This is a genomic window from Arthrobacter sp. MYb23, from assembly GCF_002979775.1.
In the GTDB taxonomy this organism is placed as follows: domain Bacteria; phylum Actinomycetota; class Actinomycetes; order Actinomycetales; family Micrococcaceae; genus Arthrobacter.
Genome location: NZ_PCPR01000018.1, coordinates 79,104 through 105,860, shown reverse-complemented (window position 1 = coordinate 105,860; position 26,757 = coordinate 79,104). Strand labels below are relative to the sequence as shown.

At 59.7% G+C, this 26,757-nt stretch carries 19 protein-coding genes; 5 read left to right on the top strand and 14 right to left on the bottom strand.

What is annotated here, in order from left to right; genetic code table 11:
• Window positions 1-403 precede the first annotated feature (403 nt).
• The 3 genes from CQ020_RS17245 to CQ020_RS17235 are packed head-to-tail and all read right to left on the bottom strand — an operon-like array spanning window position 404 to window position 7,954.
• Window positions 404-3,247: a DEAD/DEAH box helicase gene (locus CQ020_RS17245; RefSeq protein WP_105692968.1), complete on the bottom strand. Its 2,844-nt coding sequence runs from the start codon at window positions 3,245-3,247 to the stop codon at window positions 404-406.
• Entirely contained in the window at window positions 3,219-4,616 is a 1,398-nt protein-coding gene (locus CQ020_RS17240; RefSeq protein ID WP_105692967.1) for an ATP-binding protein, read from the bottom strand. The genes CQ020_RS17245 and CQ020_RS17240 overlap by 29 nt, the downstream gene beginning before the upstream one ends.
• On the bottom strand, window positions 4,613-7,954 hold the full coding sequence (locus tag CQ020_RS17235; RefSeq protein WP_105692966.1) for a TerB N-terminal domain-containing protein: 3,342 nt from the start codon (window positions 7,952-7,954) through the stop codon (window positions 4,613-4,615). Before CQ020_RS17235 ends, CQ020_RS17240 begins: the two co-directional genes overlap by 4 nt.
• A gap of 614 nt (window positions 7,955-8,568) precedes the next feature.
• On the opposite strand from CQ020_RS17235, the gene CQ020_RS17230 reads away from it, so the two are divergent.
• Window positions 8,569-8,868 (top strand): hypothetical protein, encoded by a 300-nt coding sequence (locus CQ020_RS17230; protein ID WP_105692965.1) that lies wholly within the window; start codon window positions 8,569-8,571, stop codon window positions 8,866-8,868.
• A gap of 266 nt (window positions 8,869-9,134) precedes the next feature.
• On the opposite strand, the gene CQ020_RS24050 is transcribed toward CQ020_RS17230, so the two are convergent.
• The 3 genes from CQ020_RS24050 to CQ020_RS17215 form a co-directional block, all read right to left on the bottom strand.
• Window positions 9,135-9,929 carry an HNH endonuclease gene (locus CQ020_RS24050; protein WP_146116623.1) on the bottom strand — a complete coding sequence of 265 codons (795 nt, stop codon included), beginning with the start codon at window positions 9,927-9,929 and terminating at the stop codon, window positions 9,135-9,137.
• Window positions 9,930-9,949: 20 nt separating this feature from the next.
• Complete coding sequence (locus CQ020_RS17220; protein ID WP_146116622.1) at window positions 9,950-11,467, bottom strand: AAA family ATPase; 1,518 nt, start codon at window positions 11,465-11,467, stop codon at window positions 9,950-9,952.
• A 1,019-nt stretch (window positions 11,468-12,486) separates the two neighbouring features.
• On the bottom strand, window positions 12,487-14,016 hold the full coding sequence (locus CQ020_RS17215) for a PIN domain-containing protein (RefSeq protein ID WP_105692962.1): 1,530 nt from the start codon (window positions 14,014-14,016) through the stop codon (window positions 12,487-12,489).
• 1,067 nt (window positions 14,017-15,083) lie between these two features.
• Between CQ020_RS17215 and CQ020_RS24800 the strand changes: the two genes are divergently transcribed.
• Together CQ020_RS24800 and CQ020_RS24795 are read left to right on the top strand one after the other, a co-directional pair.
• Window positions 15,084-15,302 carry a helix-turn-helix domain-containing protein gene (locus tag CQ020_RS24800; protein WP_374955182.1) on the top strand — a complete coding sequence of 73 codons (219 nt, stop codon included), beginning with the start codon at window positions 15,084-15,086 and terminating at the stop codon, window positions 15,300-15,302.
• Window positions 15,303-15,487: 185 nt separating this feature from the next.
• Window positions 15,488-15,742 (top strand): IclR family transcriptional regulator C-terminal domain-containing protein, encoded by a 255-nt coding sequence (locus tag CQ020_RS24795; RefSeq protein WP_374955181.1) that lies wholly within the window; start codon window positions 15,488-15,490, stop codon window positions 15,740-15,742.
• A gap of 15 nt (window positions 15,743-15,757) precedes the next feature.
• Here the strand turns inward: CQ020_RS24795 and CQ020_RS17200 are convergent, their stop codons facing one another.
• The 5 genes from CQ020_RS17200 to CQ020_RS17180 form a co-directional block, all read right to left on the bottom strand.
• The gene (locus CQ020_RS17200) at window positions 15,758-16,954 is read right to left on the bottom strand and encodes a low temperature requirement protein A (protein WP_105692961.1); all 1,197 of its coding nucleotides are present in this window, start codon (window positions 16,952-16,954) and stop codon (window positions 15,758-15,760) included.
• A gap of 78 nt (window positions 16,955-17,032) precedes the next feature.
• A complete protein-coding gene (locus CQ020_RS17195) occupies window positions 17,033-17,233 on the bottom strand; it encodes a hypothetical protein (RefSeq protein WP_181151927.1) in 201 nt (66 codons plus the stop codon).
• A 149-nt stretch (window positions 17,234-17,382) separates the two neighbouring features.
• Window positions 17,383-17,955, bottom strand: coding sequence for a flavin reductase family protein (locus CQ020_RS17190; protein WP_105692960.1), 573 nt, complete (start codon window positions 17,953-17,955; stop codon window positions 17,383-17,385).
• Window positions 17,956-17,957: 2 nt separating this feature from the next.
• A complete protein-coding gene (locus CQ020_RS17185; RefSeq protein WP_105692959.1) occupies window positions 17,958-19,004 on the bottom strand; it encodes a methionine synthase in 1,047 nt (348 codons plus the stop codon).
• A gap of 20 nt (window positions 19,005-19,024) precedes the next feature.
• Complete coding sequence (locus tag CQ020_RS17180) at window positions 19,025-20,017, bottom strand: DUF1852 domain-containing protein (RefSeq protein ID WP_105692979.1); 993 nt, start codon at window positions 20,015-20,017, stop codon at window positions 19,025-19,027.
• Between the two features lie 120 nt (window positions 20,018-20,137).
• Between CQ020_RS17180 and CQ020_RS17175 the strand changes: the two genes are divergently transcribed.
• On the top strand, window positions 20,138-21,079 hold the full coding sequence (locus CQ020_RS17175; protein ID WP_105692958.1) for a LysR family transcriptional regulator: 942 nt from the start codon (window positions 20,138-20,140) through the stop codon (window positions 21,077-21,079).
• 298 nt (window positions 21,080-21,377) lie between these two features.
• Window positions 21,378-22,901: a PucR family transcriptional regulator ligand-binding domain-containing protein gene (locus CQ020_RS17170; RefSeq protein ID WP_181151926.1), complete on the top strand. Its 1,524-nt coding sequence runs from the start codon at window positions 21,378-21,380 to the stop codon at window positions 22,899-22,901.
• A gap of 1 nt (window position 22,902) precedes the next feature.
• On the opposite strand, the gene CQ020_RS17165 is transcribed toward CQ020_RS17170, so the two are convergent.
• From CQ020_RS17165 to CQ020_RS17155, 3 genes are read right to left on the bottom strand one after another with little or no spacing between them, the layout of a single operon-like run.
• Entirely contained in the window at window positions 22,903-24,126 is a 1,224-nt protein-coding gene (locus CQ020_RS17165) for an NAD(P)/FAD-dependent oxidoreductase (RefSeq protein ID WP_105692956.1), read from the bottom strand.
• Window positions 24,126-25,349 (bottom strand): cytochrome P450, encoded by a 1,224-nt coding sequence (locus CQ020_RS17160; protein WP_105692955.1) that lies wholly within the window; start codon window positions 25,347-25,349, stop codon window positions 24,126-24,128. Before CQ020_RS17160 ends, CQ020_RS17165 begins: the two co-directional genes overlap by 1 nt.
• Window positions 25,346-26,752: a cytosine permease gene (locus CQ020_RS17155; RefSeq protein ID WP_105692954.1), complete on the bottom strand. Its 1,407-nt coding sequence runs from the start codon at window positions 26,750-26,752 to the stop codon at window positions 25,346-25,348. Before CQ020_RS17155 ends, CQ020_RS17160 begins: the two co-directional genes overlap by 4 nt.
• Window positions 26,753-26,757: the final 5 nt, after the last annotated feature.

The following is a 26,757-nucleotide window of genomic DNA, read 5'->3' as shown; positions in this document are numbered from 1 at the left end:
GCCTGTGGGTATTGGTCCGTGCCGTTCTGATCGGGAGACCTGTGCGCCGGACGAGGGCCGCAGTGCAACTTAGGGTGACAGGGTGGGGGCGGAAGCTCGGGATGAGTAAGCAGCGCAGGAGTGCCGAGCGGAGTTTCCGGATCGTGCCTGGCGCGTTAGGGCACTGGTTTCGCGGACGCCTCGTCCAGCAATGATCGGGATATCAGAATGACAAACAGCGTTGTTGCTTCTGGCTATTCATGGGCAGGCTGGAGCGGCGCGTCATGACGAGAGCGGCCCCTATTTTGGGGTGTGCCACCCTTCGGCGGGTCGCTGCGCCGGGTCGGCCCGGAGGCTGCGTCCAGTCCCGACATATGCGCCGTTATCGGTGATGCTCGGGTTAGTCAGCGGTCGCCGGCATGGGCTAGGCGCGACGAGCTGCGACTTTAGGGTCTCTTCCGATGTATGAGGAAAGTACACCAGCCGCGGCGAGGGCATCGGCGGCCGCCGTGTGCGCTTTTCCTGTTTCGACATTGAGTCGTTTGCAGGTGTCTGCCAGGGAGGCGCTCTCGCCGGGGTGATAGCTCTTTGTCAGTTGCATCGTGCAGACAAGAGGCCAGTGCGGGATCATTTTTCCCGCTCGCTGGAACTCCGACCTGAGAAATCCCAGGTCGAATGCTGCGTTGTGTGCCACCACAGTTCGTCCGGCTAGCTTTTGCTGAATGTGAGGGAGTACGTCGATGAACCGTGGGGCGTTGCGGACGTCGTGATCACTGATCCCGTGGACGTGGCTAGGGCCGGTTGCTTGCTCAGGGTCGACGAGGGTTGACCACGTGCCCTGAACGGTGCCCTGTTCGTTAACATGCACGATGGCAATTTCGACAATGCGGTCACGCTGCGGCGAGAATCCGGTTGTCTCGACATCGATCACGGCATATGGTCCGCCGTCAGCTAGTTCAAGCATGGGCTCGGTGTTCGTCGTGACGACTGATTTTGGCCGGTAGTTTGTCAGGTCTTCCGCAAATTGGGTGGTTGCCTCGGCCAAATGTTTGACAAGTGGCCACGCTGTCTCGACGTCGAGCGCTGCGGCCGCGTAGGAATGCGTGAGTAATTGGTCGTCAAGGTATACATCATGCTTGTCGCGCTCTTTGACAATGACGTTGCTCGCTAGGTCAGATGGATCGGGTGAGGGGAGGGCAGCCAGATACTTGAGAGCGGTAGCTGCTTGCACACGCGATGTCTTACGGAGCGTCATTCCCACACCGTCGAGGGTTGACTCGTAGTTTTCGCTGCTGAAAAGGACATGGAGTGTGTTCAAGGTCCGGTCACCGGCCCAAGGGAACAGGATAGTGTCATCGCCCCACGTGATGAGAGGGCTCTCTCGGAGGCCAAGCCTGTCGTATGCGGCCCGGCCTTCCTGGAAGAGCGCTCGTGCCGCTTCGTCGAGGTAAACGGGTACATCCCGAGTTTCGTAGAGCTGCTTCATCCGGTGACGTATGCCGTCGGCAATTAGGATGCCACTACCTGAGAAGGACGGGGGCCGGCCGCCTCCGGCCTTGGTCAGGTTGATGACTTTGCCAGCGATGTCGACGTCAAGGATGCGCCACCGACGTCCGGCGAAGATCAGGAGGCCGCCTTCCACAAGCGGCTGGTCTATGGGGATCGATCCGAGCGTGCGGCCCGAGGATACGAGCCGATACTCCTCGGCTGTGTGGAAGGCACTGTAGAAGCTGTAGTGGTTGATGAGCCGTTCCCCCTTGGTTCCGGCCAACAGGGTGCCATCGGATGACTGCACGATGATGTCTTTGTTTCCCAAGCTGCGGAGCAACTGGATGAACATGGGTTGATCAATATGGCTGAAGGGGCCCTCCTTACAGAGGGCGCTGTAGAGGTCGGCCGCCGTCGCGCCGCCGTGTTGGGCGATCACGGAGAGAGTCTGTTGAATCAGCGTCGAGAGGTGAAGGCCGTCGGTATTGGGTGGTTCGTACCACTTCTCAAGCAGCAGTTCGATGGTGGCGACTGTTTCGAACAACTCGGCACGGAGTTGGTCGACGGGAGGGGTCCGTTGATCGACTGGCCGTTCCGATACGTAGATGCGTAGGGTGGCCGGTTTGCCACGTCGGCCTGACCTTCCCAGACGTTGGCGCAGCGCGGAGACACTACCCGGTGCGCCGACTTGGGCTACGGCGTCGGCGGAACCTATATCGATGCCCATCTCGAGTGTGGAGGTACAGACGGCCGTTGTTGGTGTCCCGGCAGACCGTAGCCGGGACTCAACGTTTTCGCGGAAGTCCTTGGACAGGTTGCCGTGGTGGGGGAAGAACTCGTTCACGACCCGTGCTCGGTTGCTGATGCTTTTGAGGAGGTCGGCGTAGGTTTCGACATTGGCACGAGAATTGGCGAAAACCAGGTTGTCCTGTCCGCGCAGGTTCCGGAATAGGTGGTCAGCGATTGCCAGCTTGTCGGGTTCGACCTCCGTGGGATCTTCGCCGTCGGACACACCGCCGCCGCTGGTGATGTACCCGCGCAGCTGCATGCGGAGCTCAGCGGCGTCATCGTCGTGGCCTCCGATCACGTGGACGGCTTGTTCGTTACCTGGTCTGAGGATGCGCGCGGCGATGGAGGCGTCGGAGAGTGTGGCGGAGAGCCCGATGCGGGGGATCCGTCTGCGGATGGCCAGCTCGACCCGGTGCAGCAGCGATTGCAGCTGCGCTCCGCGTTCAGTGCCGATGAAGGAGTGCAATTCGTCGATCACAATGTACTGCAGCCCGCTGAGCATGACCGGGAGGCGAGTCCCTTGGATAACAAACATCGCTTCCAAGGATTCCGGGGTAATGAGCAGGAGCCCGTCGGGTGATTCCTTGAGGGCACGGCGGGCGCTGTCGCCTACGTCTCCGTGGCGGCGATGAATCGGCATATCCACTTTTTCGGCCAAGGATTCGAGCCTGCCGTATTGATCGTTGATCAGGGCCTTTAAGGGGGAGATGTAAAGTGCCTTCACCCCATTGAGCAGCGTTTCGCTGTCCCGAGCCGCGGCTAAGGACGACAAGATTGGTAGCCAGGCCGCTTCTGTTTTGCCTGAGGCGGTAGCTGCACTGATGATGACGTCGGTATCGCCGCGGAGGATGGGGTCGATCGCTTCGGCCTGGGCAGGGCGCAGATGCTCCCATTTCTGTTCCCAAATCCACGACTGAACACTTCGATGGAGCCGATTAAACGCTGTGTGGGCTTCTGAGGCCCTAGAGCTTGAAGACTGAAAGCTCGTCATCGGTGTCGTTCGTTGTGTGGCGGTCGTCGGCTGGGTTCTGGTCAGAGAGAATATCGCGGGTTCGGGTGGGTACGGAAGAAGGGTCAGTGGTGGGAGTCAACGGAGCTAGGTCCGGGTTGGACTCCCGTTGGATGTTGATGCCCGTCACGAGGTCCTCCCAGGCGCGGTCTGGGTTTTGTTCTAGCACCGCCAGCAGGTCGAGGAAGCCTTTGATCGTGTTCCGGGGGGTTCGGAAGTACGCGTCTCCGATACGCTGAGCGCAGTGGTTCATGTACTGGGTGATGCCTTCGTCGCTGATCAGGTAGGCTGATTCGTCTCCGGCGGCCTGGACATGCCGGAGTTTGGTCAGCAGGACGTAGAAGTCTTCCGGCGTCAGGCTGGCCAGGCGCAGGACGGGTCCGGAGTAGTCCACGAGTCCGTCGATGGCGTAGCTGTTTTCTTCCAGGCGAGATTGCAACGCGGAGTAAGAGTAGAGGCCGCGGCGGGGATCGAGCAGGAAGTCGGGTGTTCCCCCGAAGATGAAACCAAGGCTTGCTGCGCTGCCTTGGGTGGAGTCGTTGAGTATCCGGAGGATTTGTTCGTAGTTGGAGTTTCGAGCTTGTGTGTTGGCCAGCTTGTAAAGGTTGACCATCTCGTCGAGGCAGACGAGGATCCCCCCGAAGCCAGCCAGGCGGACAAAGCGTGCGAGAAGCTTGAGTTGGTCGTAGAAGTTGGAGTCATCAATGATTGTTCGGACGCCAAGGGCTGCTCGAGCGTCGGTACGGGTGGCGAATTCTCCTCGCAGCCACCGAACAGCATCGGACTTGAGCTGTTCGTTGCCGGTGTCGTGTCCTTGCCAGTATTTGGCGATGACTTCGGCGAAGTCGTAGCCGCCGGTGAGCTCGGAGAGTTCAGACAGGCTTCTGCGGATGATGCTCTCGACAGGTACGCCGGTGTCCCGGGATTCCGTCAGGGCCTGCGAAACGAATCGCTCCACGACGCTGGACATGGCGCCGCCGTCGGGTTTGGCTCGTGTGGCCATGTTGCGCATGAGTTCGGCGTAGAGACTGCGGGCTTGGCCGCCGGTTGCGTGAAGGCGCCTGTCGGGGGAGAGGTCGGCATGGACGGTGACTAGTTTTTGCTGAAGTGCGATGGATCGCACGACGTGTAGGAAGAAGGTCTTACCTGAGCCGTAGTCTCCGATGATGAAACGGCTGCCCGAGCCGCCGTCGTTGATCCTGTTGATATCGGACAGGAGTGCTTTGACTTCCTTGACCCGTCCTACCTGTACGTGTTGTTGTCCCATTCTGGGAACGACGCCGGCGCGCAGGGATTGCAGGAGCGCGTCACGTTCGCGTGGTCGGATGGTGGTTTGAGGCGAGACGGTCATGCCAGGAGCTCCTGCAGTGCGGTCGGGTTAATGGTGAGGGTTTCGTCGCCTTCAAGGAGCGGCTCGTCGGCGGCGTCCAATGCTGCTTCGTTAACGGCGTCCATGGCACCTTGCGGCAGCAAACCGTGCTGTGCGGAGAGGTCTTCGAAGTCGGCCCAGGGGGGTTGCGTTACCCCGGCAAGTGCGCGGACGAGGTCGGAGTGAGATGCATCCAGGTCCCCGATGGTTGAGCTGGGCTGGTTGCTTGGCGCCGAGACGGATGGACTTGGTGCGGGGGATGGTTGTGCCTGTTGTTCGGCAGAGGCCGGATCGTCCTCACTGAAGATGTCACCAAGAAGTGCAGAGACTTCCGCGGTTTCGGCCATCTTTGCTTGGATCGTCGATGAGTCGAGGAGGTACGTGCTGGCCGGCGGCGCATCCTGAGTCAGCGGTAGGGGCGCGGGGGTGGGAACTCCCGGATCAGGTCTTCCTGCCTGACGCACGGTAACCGGTCCCGCTGCGGCTGGGTTCGGTGCGGAAATAGCTGCGTGGAGGCGGCTGGTGACGACGGCGGTGTCCAAGTCTAGAAGTTTGTAGATCTTCTGGAGGGTACTCACTTCACTCGGCGCGATCTGTCCGTCAGCGGCTGCGACGGTCACCAGCATGTCTCCCAAGGCTGCTTTCTGCGTTGTGGTGAGTGTGCTGAGCCGTTTTGTCAGTCCGGTGAGCTTCACCTCTGATGCCCCGAGCCACTGGAGATGTGCGTGGAGCCGAGTGCGTTCGGCCGAGGTCAGTTGCAGGGAAGATTCGATGTGGGCAGTCAGATGGTCCAGCTCGGCTGGGGAGATGTCGCCGTCGGCCGCAATTACCGCGGCGGCGAGGTGCGTCATGGTCAGGGCAGTGCTGTACGACGGTGTTGGAGAATGAGGGCTCCCTGGCTCCGTGTGAAAGAGGACCACGGGGAGTTCTGGAGTGATGGCAGTGCCGCCGAAACGTACGTCGGGTTCGAGACCTATGCCGAGGCCGTCGAGAAGTGTCGCCAGATTGACGGCTTCCGGCTTGGACAGTTTCTGGCCGTTGTTGGGGGACCAGTGTTCGAAGAGATCCTGACCGGTCAGTTCCACACTTCGGTGTTCTGCGAATTTTTGCGTCACCCAGGTACGGAAGTCACCTACCGGACCTTCCGCTTCGACGAGTAGGTCCCTCGGTAGGAGTGCTGCTGCCGCAAGCGTTCCTGCTTTCTCGGTGTTGCGGCCGAGCCAGCGACTGTAGGGGTCCAGTTCTGAGGTGACGTCATCGAATAAGGCTGAGAGCTTCTTTTGTGGTGCACGCTGGCTGAAGACGTCGGCGATTTCGCCCATCGTCATGGTGGCGCCGCCAATTTGGGAATTGGCCGTGGTGTAACTGAGCTGCATCTTCGATGCTCCGGCCCGGACGGTGAATCCTTCGCCGAATCGCTGTTGGTAACGGAGGCGGAAAAGCTGTGTGAATTCTTCGGTACAGCGGGTCGCCGACGTGCGAACGGCGACTTCAGGGTGGAACCATCCCCAGGCCATCGCCCAGTCGGCGGGGATGGCCTTGCCGTCGGCGGCTAAGGAGCCAAGGTGTGCTCGGAGAGCTAAGGGCACGTCCCACCGTGATTCGGTCAAGGCCGGGACCTTGGGCGAGTCGTCCTGAGCCTGCAGCATTATAAAGTTGATGACGTCGATAAAGCGGGATGCGTACGATCGGAAGGAACCACTTGAGTCCCCATACACTTCAAGCAGGGCCGACATCTCAGCCTTGATACCGCTCAGCTCGGAAGCCAACTCTGGTTGCTTGGCGATGTCCACGAGGACCCGGCGCTCAAGCCCATACATGAAGAGAAAAACGTAACCGATCGGTGTATCCGGAAGTCGGCGGCCTTGGGCCAACCAAGAAAGGTAAGCGGCTCGTCCGGCCGGCGTGATGTCGGCATAGGAGGGCCAGTAATTCAAGCATTGGCCCGCCCAGTCCGGGTTGCGGGAGTCGACCCGAAGCGCGGGGTTGATCAAGGACGGCTCCGTGCCCCCTCGCGGGGATGTGAGTTCCTGACCGGCGTAGACCATGCCAGGAATGCGGACGCCATTGCCGAGATCCAGTGACTCTTCCGGCCCATACCACCGTGCCTTGCGCTGAACCGACACGGCCGGTGCTGGGTGGTTAGCTGGCTCGGGTTGAACCTGAGGTGCTGGGGTGAGCGAGTGCGCCGCCGGTGAAGGCGTCGTATTAGGCTGAGGTGCCGCTGGAGCGGCGAGGGCGTGCCTGGGGATAGAGACTTCGTTGCCCGCAGCTGATTCCAGTTCGCTGGCGAATCGAGATGCTGCCTCTGCGCTGGATACTTGGAGGGCCCACCGGAAGCCGGATGCGTTGTCGAGCTCCAGCTCCGTGTACTTCATGATGGGCAACACGGGATTGCTCTTAAACCGACGGTCCGGACCGCCCTTTTTGTTGACGTACTGCCACGTAGATCCAACCTGGACCGCGTCCGAAGGTGTCGCGCCAGGGGATTCGATGAAGTTTGTCGAGCGCTGACGAATACGCAGCGAGTCATAAGTGACGTCCGCAAATGTGCCGTTATGCGAGAGGAGGATCCGGTCCGGCAGGAAATACATTGACGTCTTATCGGCAGTTACGCCGGGTACGGCAATGTTCGTCACCAGCTCCCGTGGGCCGTTGAGGCTGAAGCCAGCGATGGACCGTCCAACCAAGGATGAAGCGCCTGCGTTGACCTTTTGTTGGTGCCCGGACTGCAACGCCCCGGCCTCGTTAATGCGCCAGATCTTCTGGGATTGCCCCAAGATACTTCCAGCGTCAAGGAGCGCCTGAAATTGGCGGGCGTGCCCGTCATTGACGTCATAGAAGATCACGACGGACCGTTTGGCACGGTCCCGCTGAACAACCCACCAGATGGCAGGAATACCGAGCAGCCACACAAGGAAACCAAAAGGCATCGTGATCAGGCCCAGGAACACGACTGCGATGACGACCCAGCGAGTCAGTGGTTTACGTTTTCCGGCCTCGTTTAGCTGCTGTACAAGGTCACCTGAGGATGTAGGAGCAAGCGCCTGGACGCTGGTTCCGCGTTGGTCCTCAAAGACCACCTCTGAGGATGCTGAATCGGGAAGGATGGAGGGACCGGAAGGCTGCCCGGGCTGCTTCGTTCCACCGACCGAAGCCTGATAGTAGACACCGCCGGCACCCATACGTACATAGTTGCCACGAGGACCGGAACCAACTCGAAAACCTGGAACACCGGCGCTGACGCCAAGCCCGGACTTGCTCAGGTTAAACCTGAATGGACCTGCCTTCAGGCTCTTCCGAACGTAAAACCCCACCATTACCCCCACCCCCGGCAATCAGCCGGCAGTCAATCGAATCAATGAATGACATTGTTGCAGTAGCGCGGGTTGATCCTTCAACAGAACACGAACGTGTCGCTGGCGCGTCATGCAGCTCGGCCGCAATTTCGCAAGTCAACAACGTCTCCACTTCCAACGTTCCGTCTTCAGGCGGAGTCTACGTTCATAGGAACCGAAACAAGCTCAGAGCCAAGCATCTGAAAGTCGCGCTCTAAGGGCTTTCTCAATACTGCCTGTGTCCTCAGAGTCGCCATGTGCCACGTGAATGGCGCTTAGATACAGTCTTTCGCCCACGTGAAGCACTGCCGTGCCAATATGACAGTCCGCACTAGGACTGCCATGGAACCTGCGACATGATGCCTCTCCGTGATCAAACTGCGACGGACGTCCCTGCGTTCGGCCTGAAACAGTTTGCTTTCTCCATCTTGGGGGAACCGGAGGTCACACCCGCTGACTTGCCATAGCCCCGGGGGCGTGAGGACAAAGTGTCTGTTAGACCTGCCTGATTCCGTTGCAAAAATGCGCTGCCCGCCGATCAAGGTAGACGGCAGCGCTTTAGAAAGTGAGCGGGTGGGGAGGCGGCACGCCCAAATTTGTCACTCGTAGTCGATACTCTTTTCCCATCGTCACTATCGAGGCGGGAGGCCGACCTGATCGAACGATACTTCCTCGAGCAGCGTGTGCTCCACGAGCAGCTTGCCATCGAGTACCAGGAACTCATGGTGACATTAGAGCAAGGCATGGCCGCCTATCTCGGACTAATCGAACGGACCTTCTCGCCGGACGTGGAGACCGCCCTTTCAGGATCGGTCGAGCTCGCAGGAGGATTTGGCGTGGCTCCAGAGACCATTCTGGTCACCGACGAGAAGATCATCGCCTTCTTCCTCGACTAGACTCGTTGCACTCGGATCCTCGGGTGCTCCTGACGAGGCGCGGAGTACGACATGGAGTAGCTATGTCCTTCGAGTAAGACGAGGTGGGGGACTACCTGCTCGACGAGGGGCGCGCGCGGCAAACTGCGAACGTTGCCGCCCCAGCACGCTGGGGCCGAAGGCAATTATAGGTCCCGCATCCGCGTTGCACTCGCGGACGAACTATGGCGACGGCGGACTGAACAGAATAGGCGCCGCGCCGCGGCACGGTTTCGACCATTCGTCCCTCACCACGGAATTACCCGGGCCGTTTGAAACCAAGCCTCGTAAGCCGCAGTTTGCCACCTATTATGGCCGAGCTGGTCCCGCCAAGCTATATGTCGTTCCGACAGGACAGCTTCCACGTCGTCGATGGGGGGAGGTCCTCCAAAGCTGCTGCGAAGGGCAGCACGCAGCGGAAAGAACTCGTCTACCGCTAAGTTAGTGTACCGACTTCCCAGGTCGGTATCTTCGAAGAACGCGGTGAGACTCTCCCAGCGTTGATCCGAGAGATCTCCGTGTCGCTCTGGGGCAAAGATGAGGTCCTCGGGATGTTGGGGGTTCGGAACGGTGGCGACGAGCCAGCGGAGGTCCGCTGCCCATCTATCGAAGTACGGACTCAAGGACATGTTTCCACGGCCAACGTTTCTCTCGAGATTACAGTCGCGACACGCCGGAACTAAATTCATTGGCTCTACCGATAAGCGGGGATGTACCGCTTTGGGAATCGAATGATCCAGCGTCCGTGATTTAGCAATATGGCACAGTGGGCATTTTTCTCCCCCCAGTTTAAGAATGCGTTCCCATATGGAACGACCTTTGACACTCTTGACAAGGCGCTGATTATAGAGCCATTCCATATCTTCATGAATCGTCTTCGAAAATGATTTAGGAGTCAGCGATCCTGCAGTGCCCCAGAGAGCATGAGACCGGAAGGCCGCCTCTTCGACGACGATGTTGTCTTCATCAGCGATGATCCGGTCACGGCGTGCGTTGTCTCTAATCCCGGCTACGAACTCTGCCCGCACTTCGGCTCCTGACATTGGGACAGGGTCGAGAGACATCATAGGCTCATCCGGCCATTGCGGCGCACCAAGGAACGAAGTAGTAGCTTTGCCTCTTCACCAAGCTCCCCTCCAAGCGTATCCAAAGCATCTTCATAGCTACGGCTCTTCTTTGCGGTGTCTCTGAGCAGAGCGTGATAGCCGGATTTATCAAGTTCCAGTCCGAATATCTCGCGGGTTAATAACCCAAGGTTCTCGCCGAATGTTTCGATTTCAACAGCCGAAACTTCGCTCAGGGCGCCCACACTCCAAACTTTCCACGCGCATCTCTTCGGCACTTCTTGTAGCACGACTGGTGAGTGAGTCGCAATTATGGCCAAGCCATTTGTCTCGGTCATTAACCAAGAGAGTGCCCGCGTGAAGGCACCCAGTAGCGGAGGGTGCAGGAAAGACTCAGGTTCATCGATAAGAACTAAGGTCTTCTCCTCACAGTAGCAAACGAGGCTTGCGAGAGTGAGCATAACTATCTTGTGACCAGAGCTAAGCGCCGAAAAATCCAGATCATGGAGGGCGTCGAGATCTTCAATCCCGTGTTGCTCGAGAACCGCATCCGCCTGGGCGAGATATCGCATTGCCTCGACTAGCCGAGAGGCTCTGTCGGTGGCACAACCTTTTATGAGAGCCCGATATTCCTTGTTCTGAGCGTAGGACTGCGCGCGCCATTCCTCTTCGGTGTCGGTAGTGGGCCGTGCCGTTATGGCTGAAAGGCCAACGTTTGTTACACGAAACCGGGCTTGATCGAGATCATTTCGATTCTTGACCGGAAATACTTCAAACGGGCTGAAACTAACAGAAACTAATCCGGCAATGCGGTCGCGATCTGAAAGAACAACGTGCTCACTCTTGTGCAATTTGTCGTCACTGTCATCGAGCGCCCATCGGATGTTGCGCAGTGCAGTTGTCTTCCCTGTACCGTTCGCACCAATTACCGCATGCACATTACTTGGCAATTTTTTGTCGGGGTCAACAGTGAAGGTCATTCGCGGAGAGGATTCATCCTCAGGCCGAAGTATGTATGAAATAGAAAACCGCGACTTACCAAGCTCGCCACTTAGGATTGTTGCGAATTGATCTTGCACTGTAGGAACTGTAATGTAGCGAAATAATGACTTTTGCACAGCCATTTCCTTCAGTGCGTCATCCAATAAATTCGGAAGGCTTGCTAGATCACGTAAAGATTGCAGTATGGTCGTTGCTCTTGCCGAACCAAATTCATCGACAATCACGCGATAGAAATCAGCATCCGTGCCAAGCGAGAAATATTCAGGGCCAAGATCTTCAAAAACTGGAGGGACATCGGTGTACCTAGTCGGTGCCCATGTTCCTTCCGATATCATGCCTCGACGGGCAATTTTTGTTATACCTAGGAGCTTCGTTTCTGAACCCTTAAGTACATGCATGGAAAAGGACGTGCCAAACCCATAATCATCCCAGGAATCAGTTCTCAGCACGATGGTCGTCAGTTCTGGGAAGTCAACAAGTTCGTGTGAGGGATCTACTAGGAAAAGTAAAGGCAATGTATCCCTAACGAGACGGCGGAGCGAGAATGCGATAGGCAGCCAATGAGATGCTTCTCAGTGAAGCTGCCCGGACCACGCCTTCAGCATATCGGAGGGGTGCCAAGCGGAAACAACCAGTGTTGCCTTCGCATTCCAGTCAGACGTACCACGGTTGCTGCTAAGACTGCCCAGCGCCTGGGGAAGATCCCTGATTCCGGAGGGTTGACTAGGTTGAGCAACTGACAAGCGCTGTGTTTTGGAAGGAAACAACACGTGTAGCAATGTCCAGACCTGTCGCGTTGGACTATGTCTAATCCCCATCGGTTTGCCCCTGCTGCTGCAGGATCGACGGAAGATCATCGACGGTCTAGGCGAGGCCTCCGCTAGACCAATGTGCGTTCCCTTGGTTGAATCTGCGACGTCTGGCAAACGACCAAACAGTTCCGGGGCCGCCTCTCCTGGTCGTCCAAACATTGAAGCGATAACGACTACTCAGCCGCATCAGCCTATGTACTGAACCGGGGCTGCCCTTGTAGCCCGTCCGCGTACGCGACAGGTACATCTCTGTGCTCCGCATTGGCGGTTCTTGACTTCCAAATGAATCTGCCAGTATTGGCAGAGAGTCGGGAGGCAAGACGGGGCGCCGTCGAGGGCGTACTAACCTACCAACTATTTGGCAGCAGGTACAGAATTCTTGCCGACTAGGCTGAACCACGCGAAGACAGGAGGGCTGCTCTGGGTCCGTGCAATGGCGCGGCTCAGGACAAATGCTGCGGCTGGTATTTCCTTCATGTCGACCAATGAATGGCGTTCCGATCGCACGGGCCCTTTGGCCGCGGGATTCGCCGCAAACCAGCCTTTCGTCAACCTGAATGCTCGGACGGCCCGCAACGTGCCGCATCGTGGAGGTCGGGCAGGCATTTTTCCTGCTCCTCGATCATTCCCTGATCGGGCCGAAGTACGCGGCCATACTCAAATCCAGGATGTCCCGTAGCTTCCGTCATGGGTTCAATCGTGCCTGACACAGTTCGGTTCACTCAGGATTCTGGATTCTCTTCCCCTGCAGTCGGCCCCGCCGGGCCACCAGTTTCGTCCTTGTCGTTTGCGGCTTCCTCCATTCCATCAGGTTGAGCCACCTTCCCATGATCAGAGCTAGGTTTCCGAGGACTATTCCCAGTTTTGAAGCCTGGTGGCAGCCGGAACTTCAGTCCTTCCATGAACCCTGCGGGCGGCTCAAACTTCAGCCCTTCCATGAACCCTGCGGGCGGCTCAAACTTCAGCCCTTCCATGAACCCCGCGGGCGGCTCAAACTTCAGCCCTTCCATGAACCCCGCAGGCGGCTCAAACTTCAGCCCTTCCATGAACCCCGCGGGCGGCTCAAACTTCAGCCCCTCCATGAACCCAGAAGGAGGCTGAAAGTGCACATTGTCTAGGAAGCCGGGCGGCAGGTTGAAGGTGCCAGAGAACCCTGCCACACCCCTCAATGAATCATGATCCATCTCCCACAAAACCCTGTCAGGATCATCGGGCAAGGAGCCCATTGTAGTGATTTCGAGCTTTTCCACTTCATTAGGTTGTTTGATATTTACAAAACCTGAAAGGCGTAGGTCTTTGGTGACGACGCCCGGTGTCCCTTCACCTGTGAAGGTGGTCAACTCCACTTTTGCGTCGGCGGTGTAGCTGGCTGTCCACCTGCCTTCTCCTCGCCTCGCAGCATCGGTGAAATTCCAAGGGGCCTCATTGACTGTGAGGTGGTGTAGGAAAGCCTGGGTGATGCTAGGGTTGAGGGCCGCCTCAGAGGGGACGACCTTTGAACCTTTTGGCATCATCTCGAGTATGCCGTTCAAGGAAGCGAAATCGAGCTCGGAGGTCAGACGAGCCAGTTCCTCGGGGGAAATTGGACCATGGAGTGCAGCGATGTGCTGCTCGAGGAGTTGAAGGTTGGTCACGAAATTTACTCGCTTTGCTACACCCCGTGAAGCAAGTTCTTGGTTCAAGCCGGGGTGGAACAGAATGGGGCAGTCGGTCCGGGCACCTATGTTCGGTCCTGTCCAGTCGTTACCTTTTGGTCCGAAGTCCTTCGTATTGTCACTGACGAACCAAATATGCTCAGATGAGTATTCGTCTGCCACCGCCATTACGGTGAGCCAGATTAGAGTATCCCTATAGCCGTCTTTGGACTCCCCTTGATACGGCGGAGTTCGATTGGAGGCACGGCGGGCAACCTCCAAATGATCGACTGGCGGCATTGGAAAAACTCGGGTACCGATATCGGCGAGCTTGCGCTGTAGTTCACCTTCGTAGGCATCAATGTGTTGTTGAATACCGTCGTGTAGAGCCTCTGCAGCGTCTCCGAGACCAAATTCCCCTACTTTTAGCCCTTTCAGCTTCTCTTGTTCGGCTGTCCAGGACCTCCGCACTACGTTCACGGTCTCCATCAATACGACATCGGGGACAACGATTTGAAGCTGCCATTCTTCTCGGTGCTGAATCAGCGACTGCCATGCAGGCGACGCAAGCGAAGGGGAAGCAGCGAGAATGTTCGTGTCCGGAATGATAACCAGCATTGTCTAAGTATCCATGTTGGGCGGGAGCAGCGACGAAACAGTAGGTCCGACGGCGAAGTAGTTCACGCAAGCCCCGGACCAGCGCGGTCCCGGAAAGCTGGATCGACTCCTGGCGCAGCAGCCAGCAGGCAGCCGGCCCGTCCAGTCAGGCGCCAACGACCCGGAAATCTGCAGTCAGTGGGCACCAGCGGCGTGACCAACCAGATGCAGGTCGTTCATCGGACCAAATAGCACCGTTGAATACGCTATTTTCTCGTCTACTGACGTCCCTCACCGAACGCCGATAATGGACGTTCTGGCGTCGGCCCGGCCGGGGGGTCTTGTCATGATGCTCGGTGTCGTCTCCGCCATGTAATAGGTGTAGGAGGTGCAGATTTATGTCGAGCTATTCATCGTTCGGGCGGGTTGAGTGCCGTTGCGTTTTGAGTTGATCTACCGACCGGCGGGAGCCATGCCTTGGGGGTCGGGGCCTCATCCTGACCGGAGGTTGCGCGCGGCCAAAGAGGTACCTTCCAGCAGGCAATCTGCAGAGGCGGCAGGGCCGACTTCCCGGCCCAGGCCTTGAGTGCGTAGGACGCGTCAAGTGGACCTTTTCGGTGCTCAATCGAGCAAAAAGGAAGTGTGGACAATGTCCACACTTTCCGCCGCGGACTGCCTCGTACAGTCGCCGGATTGGCCCGGATTCCGCATGTTTCCGGCACTTCCCAGTGTTTTCAAGGCTTGGAATCACGTTCGAGTCCCACCTCGGGCACGGCATACCCCCTCGTCACAGGGGGTTTTTGCTTTAACGTGTGTACATTCTGGCGGGTCAGGTCCTCTGATACTGGCGGCGGGCTATGCCTGGCGCCGCGGGTCGCCTGTTTGGTTGTAGGGGAGCGGGTTCAGGGTGCTGGTTGGGTGGGCCCTCCGCTGGCTCTGTACTGGGGCTATGTGTTTCTCTCTTGGTTCGTCCGGTAGTTCGTGGTTGGCCTACACCTCTTCGTGGCTAGGAGGGAGGGGTGCGGACCAAAGCGCCTGCGCTGCTGGTGCCCGGCGCGGGTTGTCCGTTGCCGTCGGCTGCGTCTGCGATGACTTTTTCGGAGCCCTCGTGGGCTTCGGGGCTTCGCCCTTGTTGGTCCGTGCATAAGGTAACGGAGACTCTGGACTGCTTCTCCGTGGACGAGCCGGACCCAACACTGCAGCAGATCATCCGGAAAGCCGGGCTGCCGTCCAGCACCTGCCAGCGGCTGGTCCAGAACATGTTCCTTGAGGGTTCCGGGACCGCGACGGCGACCGGTACCGGATAGGCATCGATTTGGTCCGCTGGGCTACCCCCGGAGACGTTCGGGCTGGATGTGGTCTGGCTGGTGAAGCCGGTTCTGCAGCAACTGCGCGACGAAACGGGAGAGACCGCCTGCCTGTATGTCCGGGACGCTTTGGACGAGCACGCTCTTGAGGGCTTTAGGCCGGACACTCCGTGGTGACAGTCAGGATGCAGGCGGCTGTAGCGCGGGAACAGGGGTTTTATGCCGCTTTCGGTGAACGCAACCAGGATGTCGGGTCCATCAGTGCCCCCGTCTTCGACCACACCGGACGGCTCGCATGTGCCGTGGACTTGGGGTTCCCCACCCAGTGGATTGGCCCTGGCGACGTTGCTCGGTTGGCGTCGGTGGTAGCCCGAGCGGGGCAGGAGGCAAGTTATGCGCTCGGGTATGAGAGGCAGGGGGACTGGCCGAAGATGCCCTAGCCTGCCAGGTTGGATTCAGGACTTATCGCCTGGCATCGGATGGGTCGTCAGTTGATTTGCTGCTTGTATTCGGTGGCGACGGATGACGGTGTCGGCAACTGCTACGCCAATGAGGGGAAGCAATGCGCCTATAGCGGCAACGAAGGCAGGCAGGAGAAGGCTCAAACCTGCCAGCACCGCCAAGGTGCCGATGCCGATGAGATCAGTTGGATGGCGCAGGCCCAACACCTGGCGGATAAAAATGCCTCGGCCGGCAAGGAAGAGGGCGGGGCCGCCAAAGAGGAGCAGCACGGTGGACAGTTCCGGACGGGCGGACGGATCGCTGATCACAAGCTGATCGCCCGCAGCCACAAGGATCAGGCCAGCCAGGAGCATCAACAAGGTGTTACCCGCCAATATGCCCGGCCGAAAATGATCATCGACCGTGGCGAGCTTGTCCAGGATGTCCCGTTCGAGGCTATGGAAGTAACACCACCAGATGGCGATGCTGCCAGCCAAACCTACAGTCCCCGTGACAAAGATCAGAGGGTCCTCCAGATTCCCCGCTATTGCCAGGCCGGTCGAGAGGATTGTCTCGCCGAGCGCGATCAGGTAGAACAAACCAAACCGCTCAAACATCCTCTCTCCCGGGAGCGGAACCCGGCTTCCTTCGGTTTTGCGGCCCGGCAATCGGTGAGCCAGCATATGGCCAAGAAGGTCAATCGCGGCAGCAACACCCCAGATCATTAGCCGTGGCACCGCATCAAAGAAGACCCCGGCAATCCAAAAGGGCGCGCTCATACACCCCCAGGTCAGCGTGCGCACGAAATGGTTGTGCGTTGTCTTATCCAGTCCCGCCGTAAGTATCCACGCACCGCGGCCCAACTGGACCGCCAGATAGCAGGCAACGAACAGCCAGCCGAAAGCGCCAAATGACGAGTCGATGGAGGCGTTCATGAACAGCGTGACCAGCATGACGATCAGCAGCATCCACTGCACTTCCCGCAGCGAAGTGTCTAGCAATGTTGCCGACCAAGTGGTGTACACCCATACCTTGTAGACCGCCAGAAGCAGCACGAATGTCTCCCCGGCACCCAGCCAGGACAGATGTTCCAGTAAATGATGGGACAGCTGTGACAGCGCGAAGACGAAGACCAGGTCGAAGAACAGTTCCACGCGGGTAACCCGGTCTCCGGAGGTCGCGGAGCGCATCAGCGACCTGGCACGGTCCATGAGTATCCTTCACTGGACCAGGAATGGACGGACGCCCCCTCCTGTTGTCGACAACTGTGGCTGTGGTCAGTAACAAAGTCAAGGGAGGGGAGCCAGCACAAACGTCAGGAGGTTGCAGGCGCGGGAGAGCGGCTCGGTTCCCGCGTGCCAGCGGCGTCGCTCCACCAGCATCTCGTCCGTCGGCATTGAGGCCAGGCCTTGATCCAGTGGACGGGTGGTGAGCCGGAAGGAGGCAGAGCGTCCTCCGGGGAGGCCGATCCGGTGCATCGCCTCGAGCATGCACCATTCCAGATCCTTGGCTAAGGCAGGCTCCCAATCCGTGCACTCGGGCTGCTGGACGCTCCGATGTTAACGAGGACGACGGCGGGAGTTATCCTCCCGCCGTCGTGAGCCGTTCGGCTGGCCGCCTCGCATTGTTGGCGCGGCGCTCAGCCCTCAAGCTTGGAGTGCTCGCCCAGGCGGTGCCATGAACGGTTGTGGTAGACCAGAGCGTCGCCGGGTTCTCCCGTTTCGATGTCACGCATCACCCGCGACTCCAGGGCGTGAACGGCCATGATGGTGGAGGTTCCCACCTCCATGCGATTGATGACGGCGCAGCGCACCCAGGCGCGGACATCGTCATACACCGCTTCGCCGCTTGCAAGGGCGGACCAGCGGTGCGTCTGGTCAAAGCGGTCGGCGCCGGGGGTGGCACCGAACTTCGCCAAGTGGACGTCGTGCGCGTCCAGCAGGTGCACCACGACGGTTTCGGCGCGCGAAAGCACCTCGGACGCTGAGGACAGTGCCGATACCGAGAAAATCAGCAACGGAGGTTCCGCACTCACTGACACCACGGACGATACTGTCAGTGCCACCGGTCCTTCGCCGGCATCTGCCGTGATGACGGCGACACCTCCCGGGTGGCCACGGAACAGTGCCTTGAATTCGTCGGCCGAGAGGGAGGACGGGAAGGTTTTCTTCGGAGCCCCGAGCCAAGTGTCTGGGGGGTAGGCGTGAAACATCGTTATGGCACCTTGGGTGCGGAGCGCTCGAGTTCCTCGCGAACGATTCTCGTCCCTGCGCTGAGGGCACTCAGTTTTGCCAGTGCGATGTCGCGGGGGAACGGTGCCATGCCGCAGTTGGAGCTGGGGATGAGCTTGTCCGCATCGACGAACTGCAGGGCCTTGCGGAGGGTGTCCGCGACTTCCTCCGGGGTCTCGATGGTCTCGCTTGCGACGTCGATAGCCCCGAGCATGACTTTCTTGCCGCGGAGGAGCTCGATGAGGTCCATGGGCACGTGGGAGTTCTGGGATTCCAGCGAGATGATGTCGATGCTGGAGCTCTGAAGCAGCGGGAACGTTTCCTCGTACTGCCGCCACTGTGAGCCGAGTGTCGCTTTCCAGTCATTATTCGCCTTGATCCCGTAGCCGTAGCAGATATGCACGGCGGTCTCCGCGCGCAGCCCTTCTGCCGCTCGCTCCAGTGCAGCCACGCCCCAGTCTTTGACTTCGTCGAGGAAGACGTTGAACGCGGGTTCGTCGAACTGGATGATGTCCACGCCGGCCGCCTCCAGCTCTTTCGCTTCCTGGTTGAGGATCGCAGCGAACTCCCAGGCCAGCTTCTCGCGGCTCTTGTAGTGGTCATCGAAAAGAGTGTCCACCATGGTCATGGGACCGGGCAGAGTCCATTTGATCGGCCGGTCGGTGGTTGCGCGGAGGAATTTCGCGTCGTCGACGAATACCGGCCGCTCGCGGCGCACCGGTCCGACGACGGTCGGCACGCTCGCGTCGTAGCGGTCGCGGATGCGCACGGTTTTGCGCTGTTCAAAGTCGACCCCGCTGAGATGCTCGATGAAGGTGGTGACGAAGTGCTGGCGGGTTTGTTCGCCGTCGCTGACGATGTCGATACCGCGTCGGCTCTGCTCGTGGATGGCAATACGCAGCGCATCCTGCTTGCCCTCGATCAGCGTATCTTCGTCCAGCTTCCACGGGGACCACAGAGTCTCCGGCTGGGCGAGCCACGATGGTTTCGGCAGGCTTCCAACAACGGTGGTGGGCAAAAGTGTGTTCATGATTGACGATTCTCCGTGGGTCAGTTGACGAGAGCGGGGTATTTGGCGGTCCACTGGTCCAATAGATCCTTGTGGGGCGTGATGAAGTGTTCCTCCGTGTACTTCGCCTGAGTGATCGCGAGCTGACTACGCTCAACGCGGTCGTAATCGATCTGAGTCCGCGAGTAATCCTGCTCTCCCAGACTCGGTTGGTAGACGACGGCGGCGGCGGAGTTCGCGTTGTAAACTTCCGGGCGGTAGATCTTCTGGAACGTCTCCATGGTGCTGATGGTGCCGATGAGCTGCAGGTTGGAGTAGTCGTTGAGCAGATCGCCGCGGAAATAGAAGGCCAGCGGCGCTACGCTGCCGCGTGGCATGAAGTAGCGGACCTGCAGCCCCATCTTTGCGAAGTACGCGTCCGTCAGTGAGAACTCGTCCTGCTGGTACTCGACGCCCAGGACGGGGTGATGGTTCTCCGTTCGCCGGTACGTCTTGGTCGTGGAGACGCTGATGCACACCACGGGCGGCTGCGGGAAGCGTTCCTGGCATGCCGGGGAGTCGAGGAATTGCTGGAACAGTTTGCCGTGCAGGTCGCCGAAGTCCTCGGGAACGGTGGGCTTGCCTGCCTCCGCTGCTGCCGCTGGCAGTACGACGCTGAAGTCGAAGTCACGGACGTAGGAGGAGAAGTTGTTCCCCACGATCCCTTGGTGGCGGACCCCGTTCAGTTGGTCGACGATCTGGATGTCGAGAACCTCGAACAGGGGGAACTTCTGATCCGTACCTTCCGCAGTGAACTCAATCTGCACGGAAACGATCTCAAGCTCGAGCGTGTAACGGTCCCGGTCCGGGTTGTCCCAGCTGGCGAGATCGTTGAAGCGGCGTCGGATCATGGTCAAGGCGTTGCGGAGGTTCTCCTGGCGGTGCTCGCCGCGTGCCAGGTTGGCGAAATTCGTCGTGATCCGCGAGCCTTCCGACGGGGAGTAGTCCTCGTCGAAGGGGGTCGTGGTGATGCTGAAGGTGAAGTCGTCTGCCATGTGCTGCCGATCCGTTGATGGGCCGGAGACGGCCTTTCCGAAGGTCATGTATTTATGGTGCAGCCTTCCGTGGGGTATCAGGTAACTAGTGGTTGCTATGCGTTGATATAGAATTTTCCTATGGCCCAGATTTCGAGCGGATTGACCCTGCAGCAGCTCCGCTACTTCATAGAAGTTGCAGCGGAGGGGTCGATCTCCGCGGCTGCCGATCTTCTCTACGTAGCGCAGCCGACGATGTCCGCATCGATGAAGGACCTTGAGGCCCGGGTTGGCCGTGCGCTTCTGGTTCGCTCCGCCCGCGGGGCCACCCTCACCGCCGACGGGGTGGAGTTCCTTGGCTACGCGAGGCAGGTCGTCGAGCAGTTCGCTCTTCTCGAGCAGCGATACCTTGGCAGGCCACCGCGGCGACGTCTGTTAGGTGTGTCAACGCAGCACTACTCGTTCGCGGTGGACGCCTTCGTCCGGATGGTCAAGGCCACAGATGTGGCTGAATACGAGTTCTCGCTCCGTGAGTCCCGCACCTGGGACATCATCGAGGATGTCCGGACGCTCCGCAGCGAGATAGGCATCCTCTACCGGAACGATTTCAACCGGAAGGTCATCGACAAGTTGCTCCGGGAATCGGGGCTGGCGTTCACTCCGCTTTTCCTCGCCGATCCGCACATTTTCATTTCACGAAACAACCCGCTCGCCTCAAAAGAGCGTGCGACTCTCGATGATCTCGCCGGGATGCCGCGGCTGACCTTCGATCAAGGTGCGAACAACTCCTTTTACTTCGCCGAGGAGATTCTCTCCACGATGTCCAGTAAGCAGGAGATCCGGGTCTCTGACCGTGCCACGATCTTCAACCTCATGATCGGGCTCCACGGCTACACGATCTCGACGGGCATCATCAGCGGGCAGCTCGACCCGGAGATCGTCGCCATTCCGCTCGACGTTGAAGAACGCATCGAGATCGGCTGGATCGGCCACGCAGCCATCCCGCTCACTGACCAAGCGCAGCACTACCTCAGGGAACTGCGGGCCGTCGTCGCTGAGTTCGGCGTAGCGCTACTCGACTGACTGCAGGTGACCGGGCGGGTCATTACCGCTTCGGTGATTGGACGTAGTTGTTGCAGCCGAGCGGGGTGCAGGTGTCGTATTTGCCCGCCGTCGTCGTCGTTGGCATGGCCGGTGCCTGACGCCGGCGATCCAGCCCGGGGACATCACTTCGGGCTTGCAAGGCCGCGGCGCCGTCCCGGCCGCCACGTTGTGGGGGGCATTGAGCCGCAACGCTTACGGACGGTGCTGTGACGTGTGAAGGATGCCAGGACTGTACAAGGATGGAAGATTCTATACATCAGGGCGATATTCTGCTGTCATGCCCCTCACACTCAGTGCATTGACCGGTGACACGGACCTGCGGCTCCAAGTGAAACATTGGACTCGCGAAACTGATCCGTTGGTCACGGGGGCGCACGTCTCTGAACTGCTGCGTCCCAGCGAATGGCTGGCGGGAGGGGAGATTTTGATGACTATCGGGCTGCTGCTCCCCGATACCATCACGGCCGACGATTGCCGCTCGTACGTTCGGGATGTCAAGGCTGGCGGTGCTGTCGCCCTCGCTCTCGGGCTGGGCAGCGATTTGCCCCACCAATCGGTACCGAGAAACCTTGCTGAAGCCGCAGCGGCGGAGGACCTGCCTCTTTTCGGAGTTCCCGAGGACGTACCGTTCATTGCCATCACGAGCGCGGTCTACAAGGCACTCGTCGCGGACGAGCGCCACTCCCTTGACCGCTTGGTTGACCTTCACAAGGCCCTAACTTTCAGTGCCGCTTCCGGTGGCGGACTCGAAGCGATTGTTGCGACCTGGACATCGGCTACGAACATAGGTGCAATTGTCACCGACCCGCTGGGCCTGCGGATCGTGACAAGCGACACCGTCGGTGCCCAGCCAACGGACGAGATGCTGCGCGACCTTGCAAATGTCTTGGCTCCCAAGGGTTTAAGGAGCGCGATGAAGACGACGGTCGAGGACATCCCTCTTGAGATCCAGCCGTTGGGAACCACCCGGCTGCGTGGTTTCGTAGTACTCGTTGGCGAAGCGGGCTCACGAATACCGGTGGCAATCACCGCACTCACCTCAATTCTTGCCCTTGAGTTTGAACGTCGATGGCTGTCCAGCGAGCCGGACCGACACCAACGTGCCCGGGCTTTTCAAAGAGTGCTGGTCGCTGAATCCGAAAGCGACGCGGAGGCCCTCCTGCGCGCCGCCGGACTAACCGGCGAGGAGTTCCGCTGCATCGCCGTCGACCCGGGGTCGGGCGCTGCGGCCGACTTGGTTGCGGATCTTTCCTTGACGATTCGCGGTGGCCTCATCCGCCACACAAACGGAGGCCCGGTGGAGGCAATTGTCATGGCGGACGCCGATATCGAACAGGACCTTCGCAGGTTCGCTCCCAACTTAGCCGCCGGTATCGGTGCTCTAACGACGCCCGGCACACTTGCGGCATCCCAGGCTCAAGCAGTGGCCGCCCTGGTGACCAGCCGCAACCTCGGTCACCCGGTGACCTACCGGCGTGGCTTCACCCAGGCTTGGCTAACCAACGCTACCGATCTGGAAATGGCTCAGACGTTCAGCGATGCCGTCCTCGCACCCCTCACCAACGCCGATCCGAGTGGAGCGCTCTTGGCGACAGTCGAAGCCTGGCTGACCGCGAACTGTCAGATCGATCCCGCCGCAGATCGCCTTCAGGTCCATCGGCACACCGTGCGCACCAGGCTCCGGAAGATCGAACAGCTCATCGGCCAGCCCTTGGACCAGTTGGATACCCGGGTGGAACTATGGCTTGCTCTGACGGCGAAGGGCCTGCACCGTCTTCCAACGGGCAGGCCCAACACCTGAGCTAAACCCTCGAAAGCACGGGCAAGTTTTGATCTACGCCCAGATCTTCCAAGGCTATGCTCCAAGGCGACTGCTGCCGGATGTGCCGACGGGCAACGCCTACCTGTCGCCGCATGTTGATCCCGCAGGCAGCGGAGATCCGGTCACCCGAACGGGCGAGGGCTAGGAATCCGCCGTCAGGGAGCTCGTCGCGAACCACCATCATCTCGTCCCCGGTTGCCACCCCGACGAATTGAAGGCGTTTGCCGTACAGGTCGGACCAGTAGTACGGGACTGTGTCGAATGGCTCTTTCGCATCACTGACCGCGTTGTGCCCCGCGCTGACACCTTGCTCGGAAGCGGCCGTCCAGTGTGGGCTTCTAAGCTGCTGGTCAAAGAGTTTGCTGGGCCAGGATGCGATATCGCCAGCTGCGTAGACACAGGGTGCTGCCCGGAGGAATTCGTCGCACACTACGCCGAATCCATCGAGTTCGAGGCCTGATCCTGCCAGCCATTCTGTTGCTGGCTCGCCACCAATTCCGTAGGCGACGACGTCGGCGGGGACCATTGCTCCGTCCGAGAGCTGGATGGAGGATTCGCTGACCTCGGCGATGCTGCATCCGAGCCTTACGTCCACACCGTTCGAGCGGTGCAGTTGGACCAGGGCATCGGCCACCTGATCACCGAGTGCCCCGGCCAGTGGCTTCTTTACCGTGCTGATGATCGTCACGCTTAAGCCCTTGGAGCGTGCAGAGCTCGCCAGCTCCGAACCGATGAAACCTGCCCCGAGTATCGCCACGTGCCTGGCGCCGGAAGCGAGGCGCTCCCGAAGACGGATCCCGTCCGTCACCGTGCGGACCGGGTAGAGACTCTGCTCCTCTCGATTGGTGCTGAAGGTGCGGGAGCGGTAGCCCGTGGCCAGGATGATCGAGGAGTAGTTCAGCCATGCCTGACCCACCCGGACGCGTTTGCCGGGAACATCCAGCTGCTCTGCAGCCTGCCCGAGGCGCAGCTCGATGTTGAGTTCGTTTTTGAGCTCTTCGGGGTCGCGAAGGAGCACATCGGGCGGCGTAGCTGCGGTGATGAAGTCCTTGGACAACGGAGGCCGGTCGTAGGGTGGGTGCTCCTCGTCCCCGATCATTATGAGCGCTCCGGTATAGCCAGCCCGCCTGGCGCCTTCCGCTGCCCGAAGGCCGGCAAGGCCGGCGCCGATGATGATAACGGGGGCGTCAGTGGTCTGTCTCATCACGCCGCCCGCATCTGCACCGTCATGGGGAACGCGGAGTACCCCCAGACGCCGATCCGATCGCGTCGGACCACTTGTTCGGTGGCAACCTCAAACGACTCCCAACGGCTTACCGCGTGCTTCAGGACGGTGATCAGTTCCAGACGGGCGAGATGCTGGCCGAGGCAAGCATGGATCCCGCCCCCGAATGTGATGTGGGGATTGGGTGTGCGGTGGATGTCGAGAACGTCCGGTTCGCTAAACACTCGGGGGTCGCGGTTCGCCGCCAGGATGGCCAGTTGGATGGAGTCTCCGGGGCGGATGACGTGTTCTCCCAAGGGTATGTCCTTGACGGCCACACGGCCTGTGAACGGAGAGGGGGTGGCGAAGCGCAGGAACTCCTCGGCGGCTGCGGGGATCAGACTTGGATCGGCTTGGAGTTCCTTCCACACATGTGGGAATTGCGTCATTGCCTCGAAGGCGGCCGGGATGATGGTGGTTGTTGTTTCGGTTCCCGCGGCGACGAGTTCGATGAGGCGCACGACGGCTTCCTGTTCGGACAGTAGCGTTCCTTCTTCCATGCCTTGGGACAAACGCTGCAGTACGGTCCCGGCTGGCGCGGTGGAAGCATGGTCCCGAAGCACCGTTTGCAAGTAGTCCTCGAGTGCAGTGGCTGCTTTATCGCTGGCCTCCAGGCTGTCACTGTCCAGGTGCGGTTCCAGTGATCGGGTGAGATCAACGGCCCAATGATTGAGCTGGAGTGGATCTTCGGCCTCGAAGCCGATCAGCTTGGTGACCACCGCCAACGGTAGCGGCACCGAGATAGAGTCGAGGACGTCAAACCGGGTATCTTCCTCGATGCCCTCAAACAGCTCGATGACAGTTCTCTCGACTGTCTCAGCGTAGTCCCGCTCTACGGACCGCCGTGTGAGCAGTGGAGCCGTATGCCGGCGCAGCCGCGGGTGGTCGGGCAGATCCGTGGTGACCAGTGCATTCTCGATTCCGCGGGAGATTGCTGTGCCCTTACCAAAGGGGCATTGCTCTGCGTAATCGTTGATTTTGAACAGGCTCGCCTGGGCGTCCTCGAGGTTGTTTAGCACCATAACGACGTCTGCGTGGCGGCTGACGACCCAGCTCCCGGCGCTGTCGGACCAGAACACGGGGTGCTCCTCGCGCATCTTGTTGAAGGCCGGTACAGGGTTCTGATAAAGCGTCGGGTCCGCGAAGTCAAGAGGTTCTTTCATTGTGGGGTCCTTTCAGTGAGTTTGTTGGAGGTGGCTCGTTCTTCCTGGCGGGACAACGCGACAAAGAGCACGGCGGCAACCGTCCCACCGAAAACGATGGACATGTCGATACCACCGAGCAGGGCGGCTATGGGCCCTTGGTAAGAAGCCCCATTCAGTGACAGCAGTGCCACCACTGAGCCGCCGAGCAGCGCGCAGATCCCGGAGAGGCGGAATCCGCCTCGATGCCAGTACGGACCGCCCGGGGCGAGGTCGGACAGGGCGACGCCGTCGTAGCGACCTTTGCGGCGAACGCTGTCGACGAGATAGATGGCTGTCAGGGGCATTGCCACTGAGCCCAAGCACGTCAGGCCTAGCTGGAGGATGTTCAGGAAGCTGTCCGCGAAGAAGAGCACGTAGACCGTGCCGATAGCCGCGGTTAGAGCGAGCCCGGTCACTGCAACCACACGGGACACGGGCACCCCGGCGGCTTGGACAGCAAGGCTTCCTCCGTAGATGGTCATGACTGTGTTCATGATCGAACCAATGACGATGACCACGACGAGCACGGTACCGAACCAGTCTGGAACGAGGTTCATCAGTCCGGTGACGGGTTCGGACATGTCCGTGGCCGTGGCGGCAAGGACGCCTACCAGTTCCAGTCCGACAAGGGGGATCATGCCGCCGAGCCCGACGGCGAGAACGATGGGCTTGCGCCTGGTGGTGCTGGGGATGTGCCGGGCAAAGTCTGCTGCGCTGCCCCAGGACAGCGGCATTGCGATGCACAACGTCAGCGCGACGATGAAGCCGATGACAGGATTCTCCGTCGGGACCGGTTGGAAGGATGCCAGGTCCACTTTTTGGAAGACGAAGAATCCGAGCAGAACGAAAGCAGCAGCGATAACGACGGTGAGCATGCCGCTGGTCTTTACCATCATGTTGTAGCCGTACACAGCCAGTCCCGCTGATGCCAGCACAATGATTCCGCAGACGATAGCTGTCGTGGCAACGTCAGGTGGCATGCCAAGCCGCTCGGCAACTACCAAACCACCCTGGGTACCGATCACGAGATTGACGATGGTGACCAGGGTCGACAGAACGACTACCACGCCGGCCCCAAAGACCTTGTTGCCCCTCATGCCGAAAAGAGCTCGCGTGATAATCGATGTTGGCACTCCGGAGGCGGCGCCGATACTGGCGAACCAGCCCATGAGGAACATGAGACTGTTGGCCACAAGAATGACCACCACGGCCTGCCACATGCTCAGGCCGAACACCATGATCGTCGCGCCGATGACAACGTACAGCTGGGTCACGTTGGCTGAAAGGAACATGAAGAAGAGGTCACGCGGTCTTCCGGATCGTTGCTCATCGGGGATGAAGCTCGCGCCTTGGACTTCGATTGAAGCTGCACTTTCCTTCATCTCGG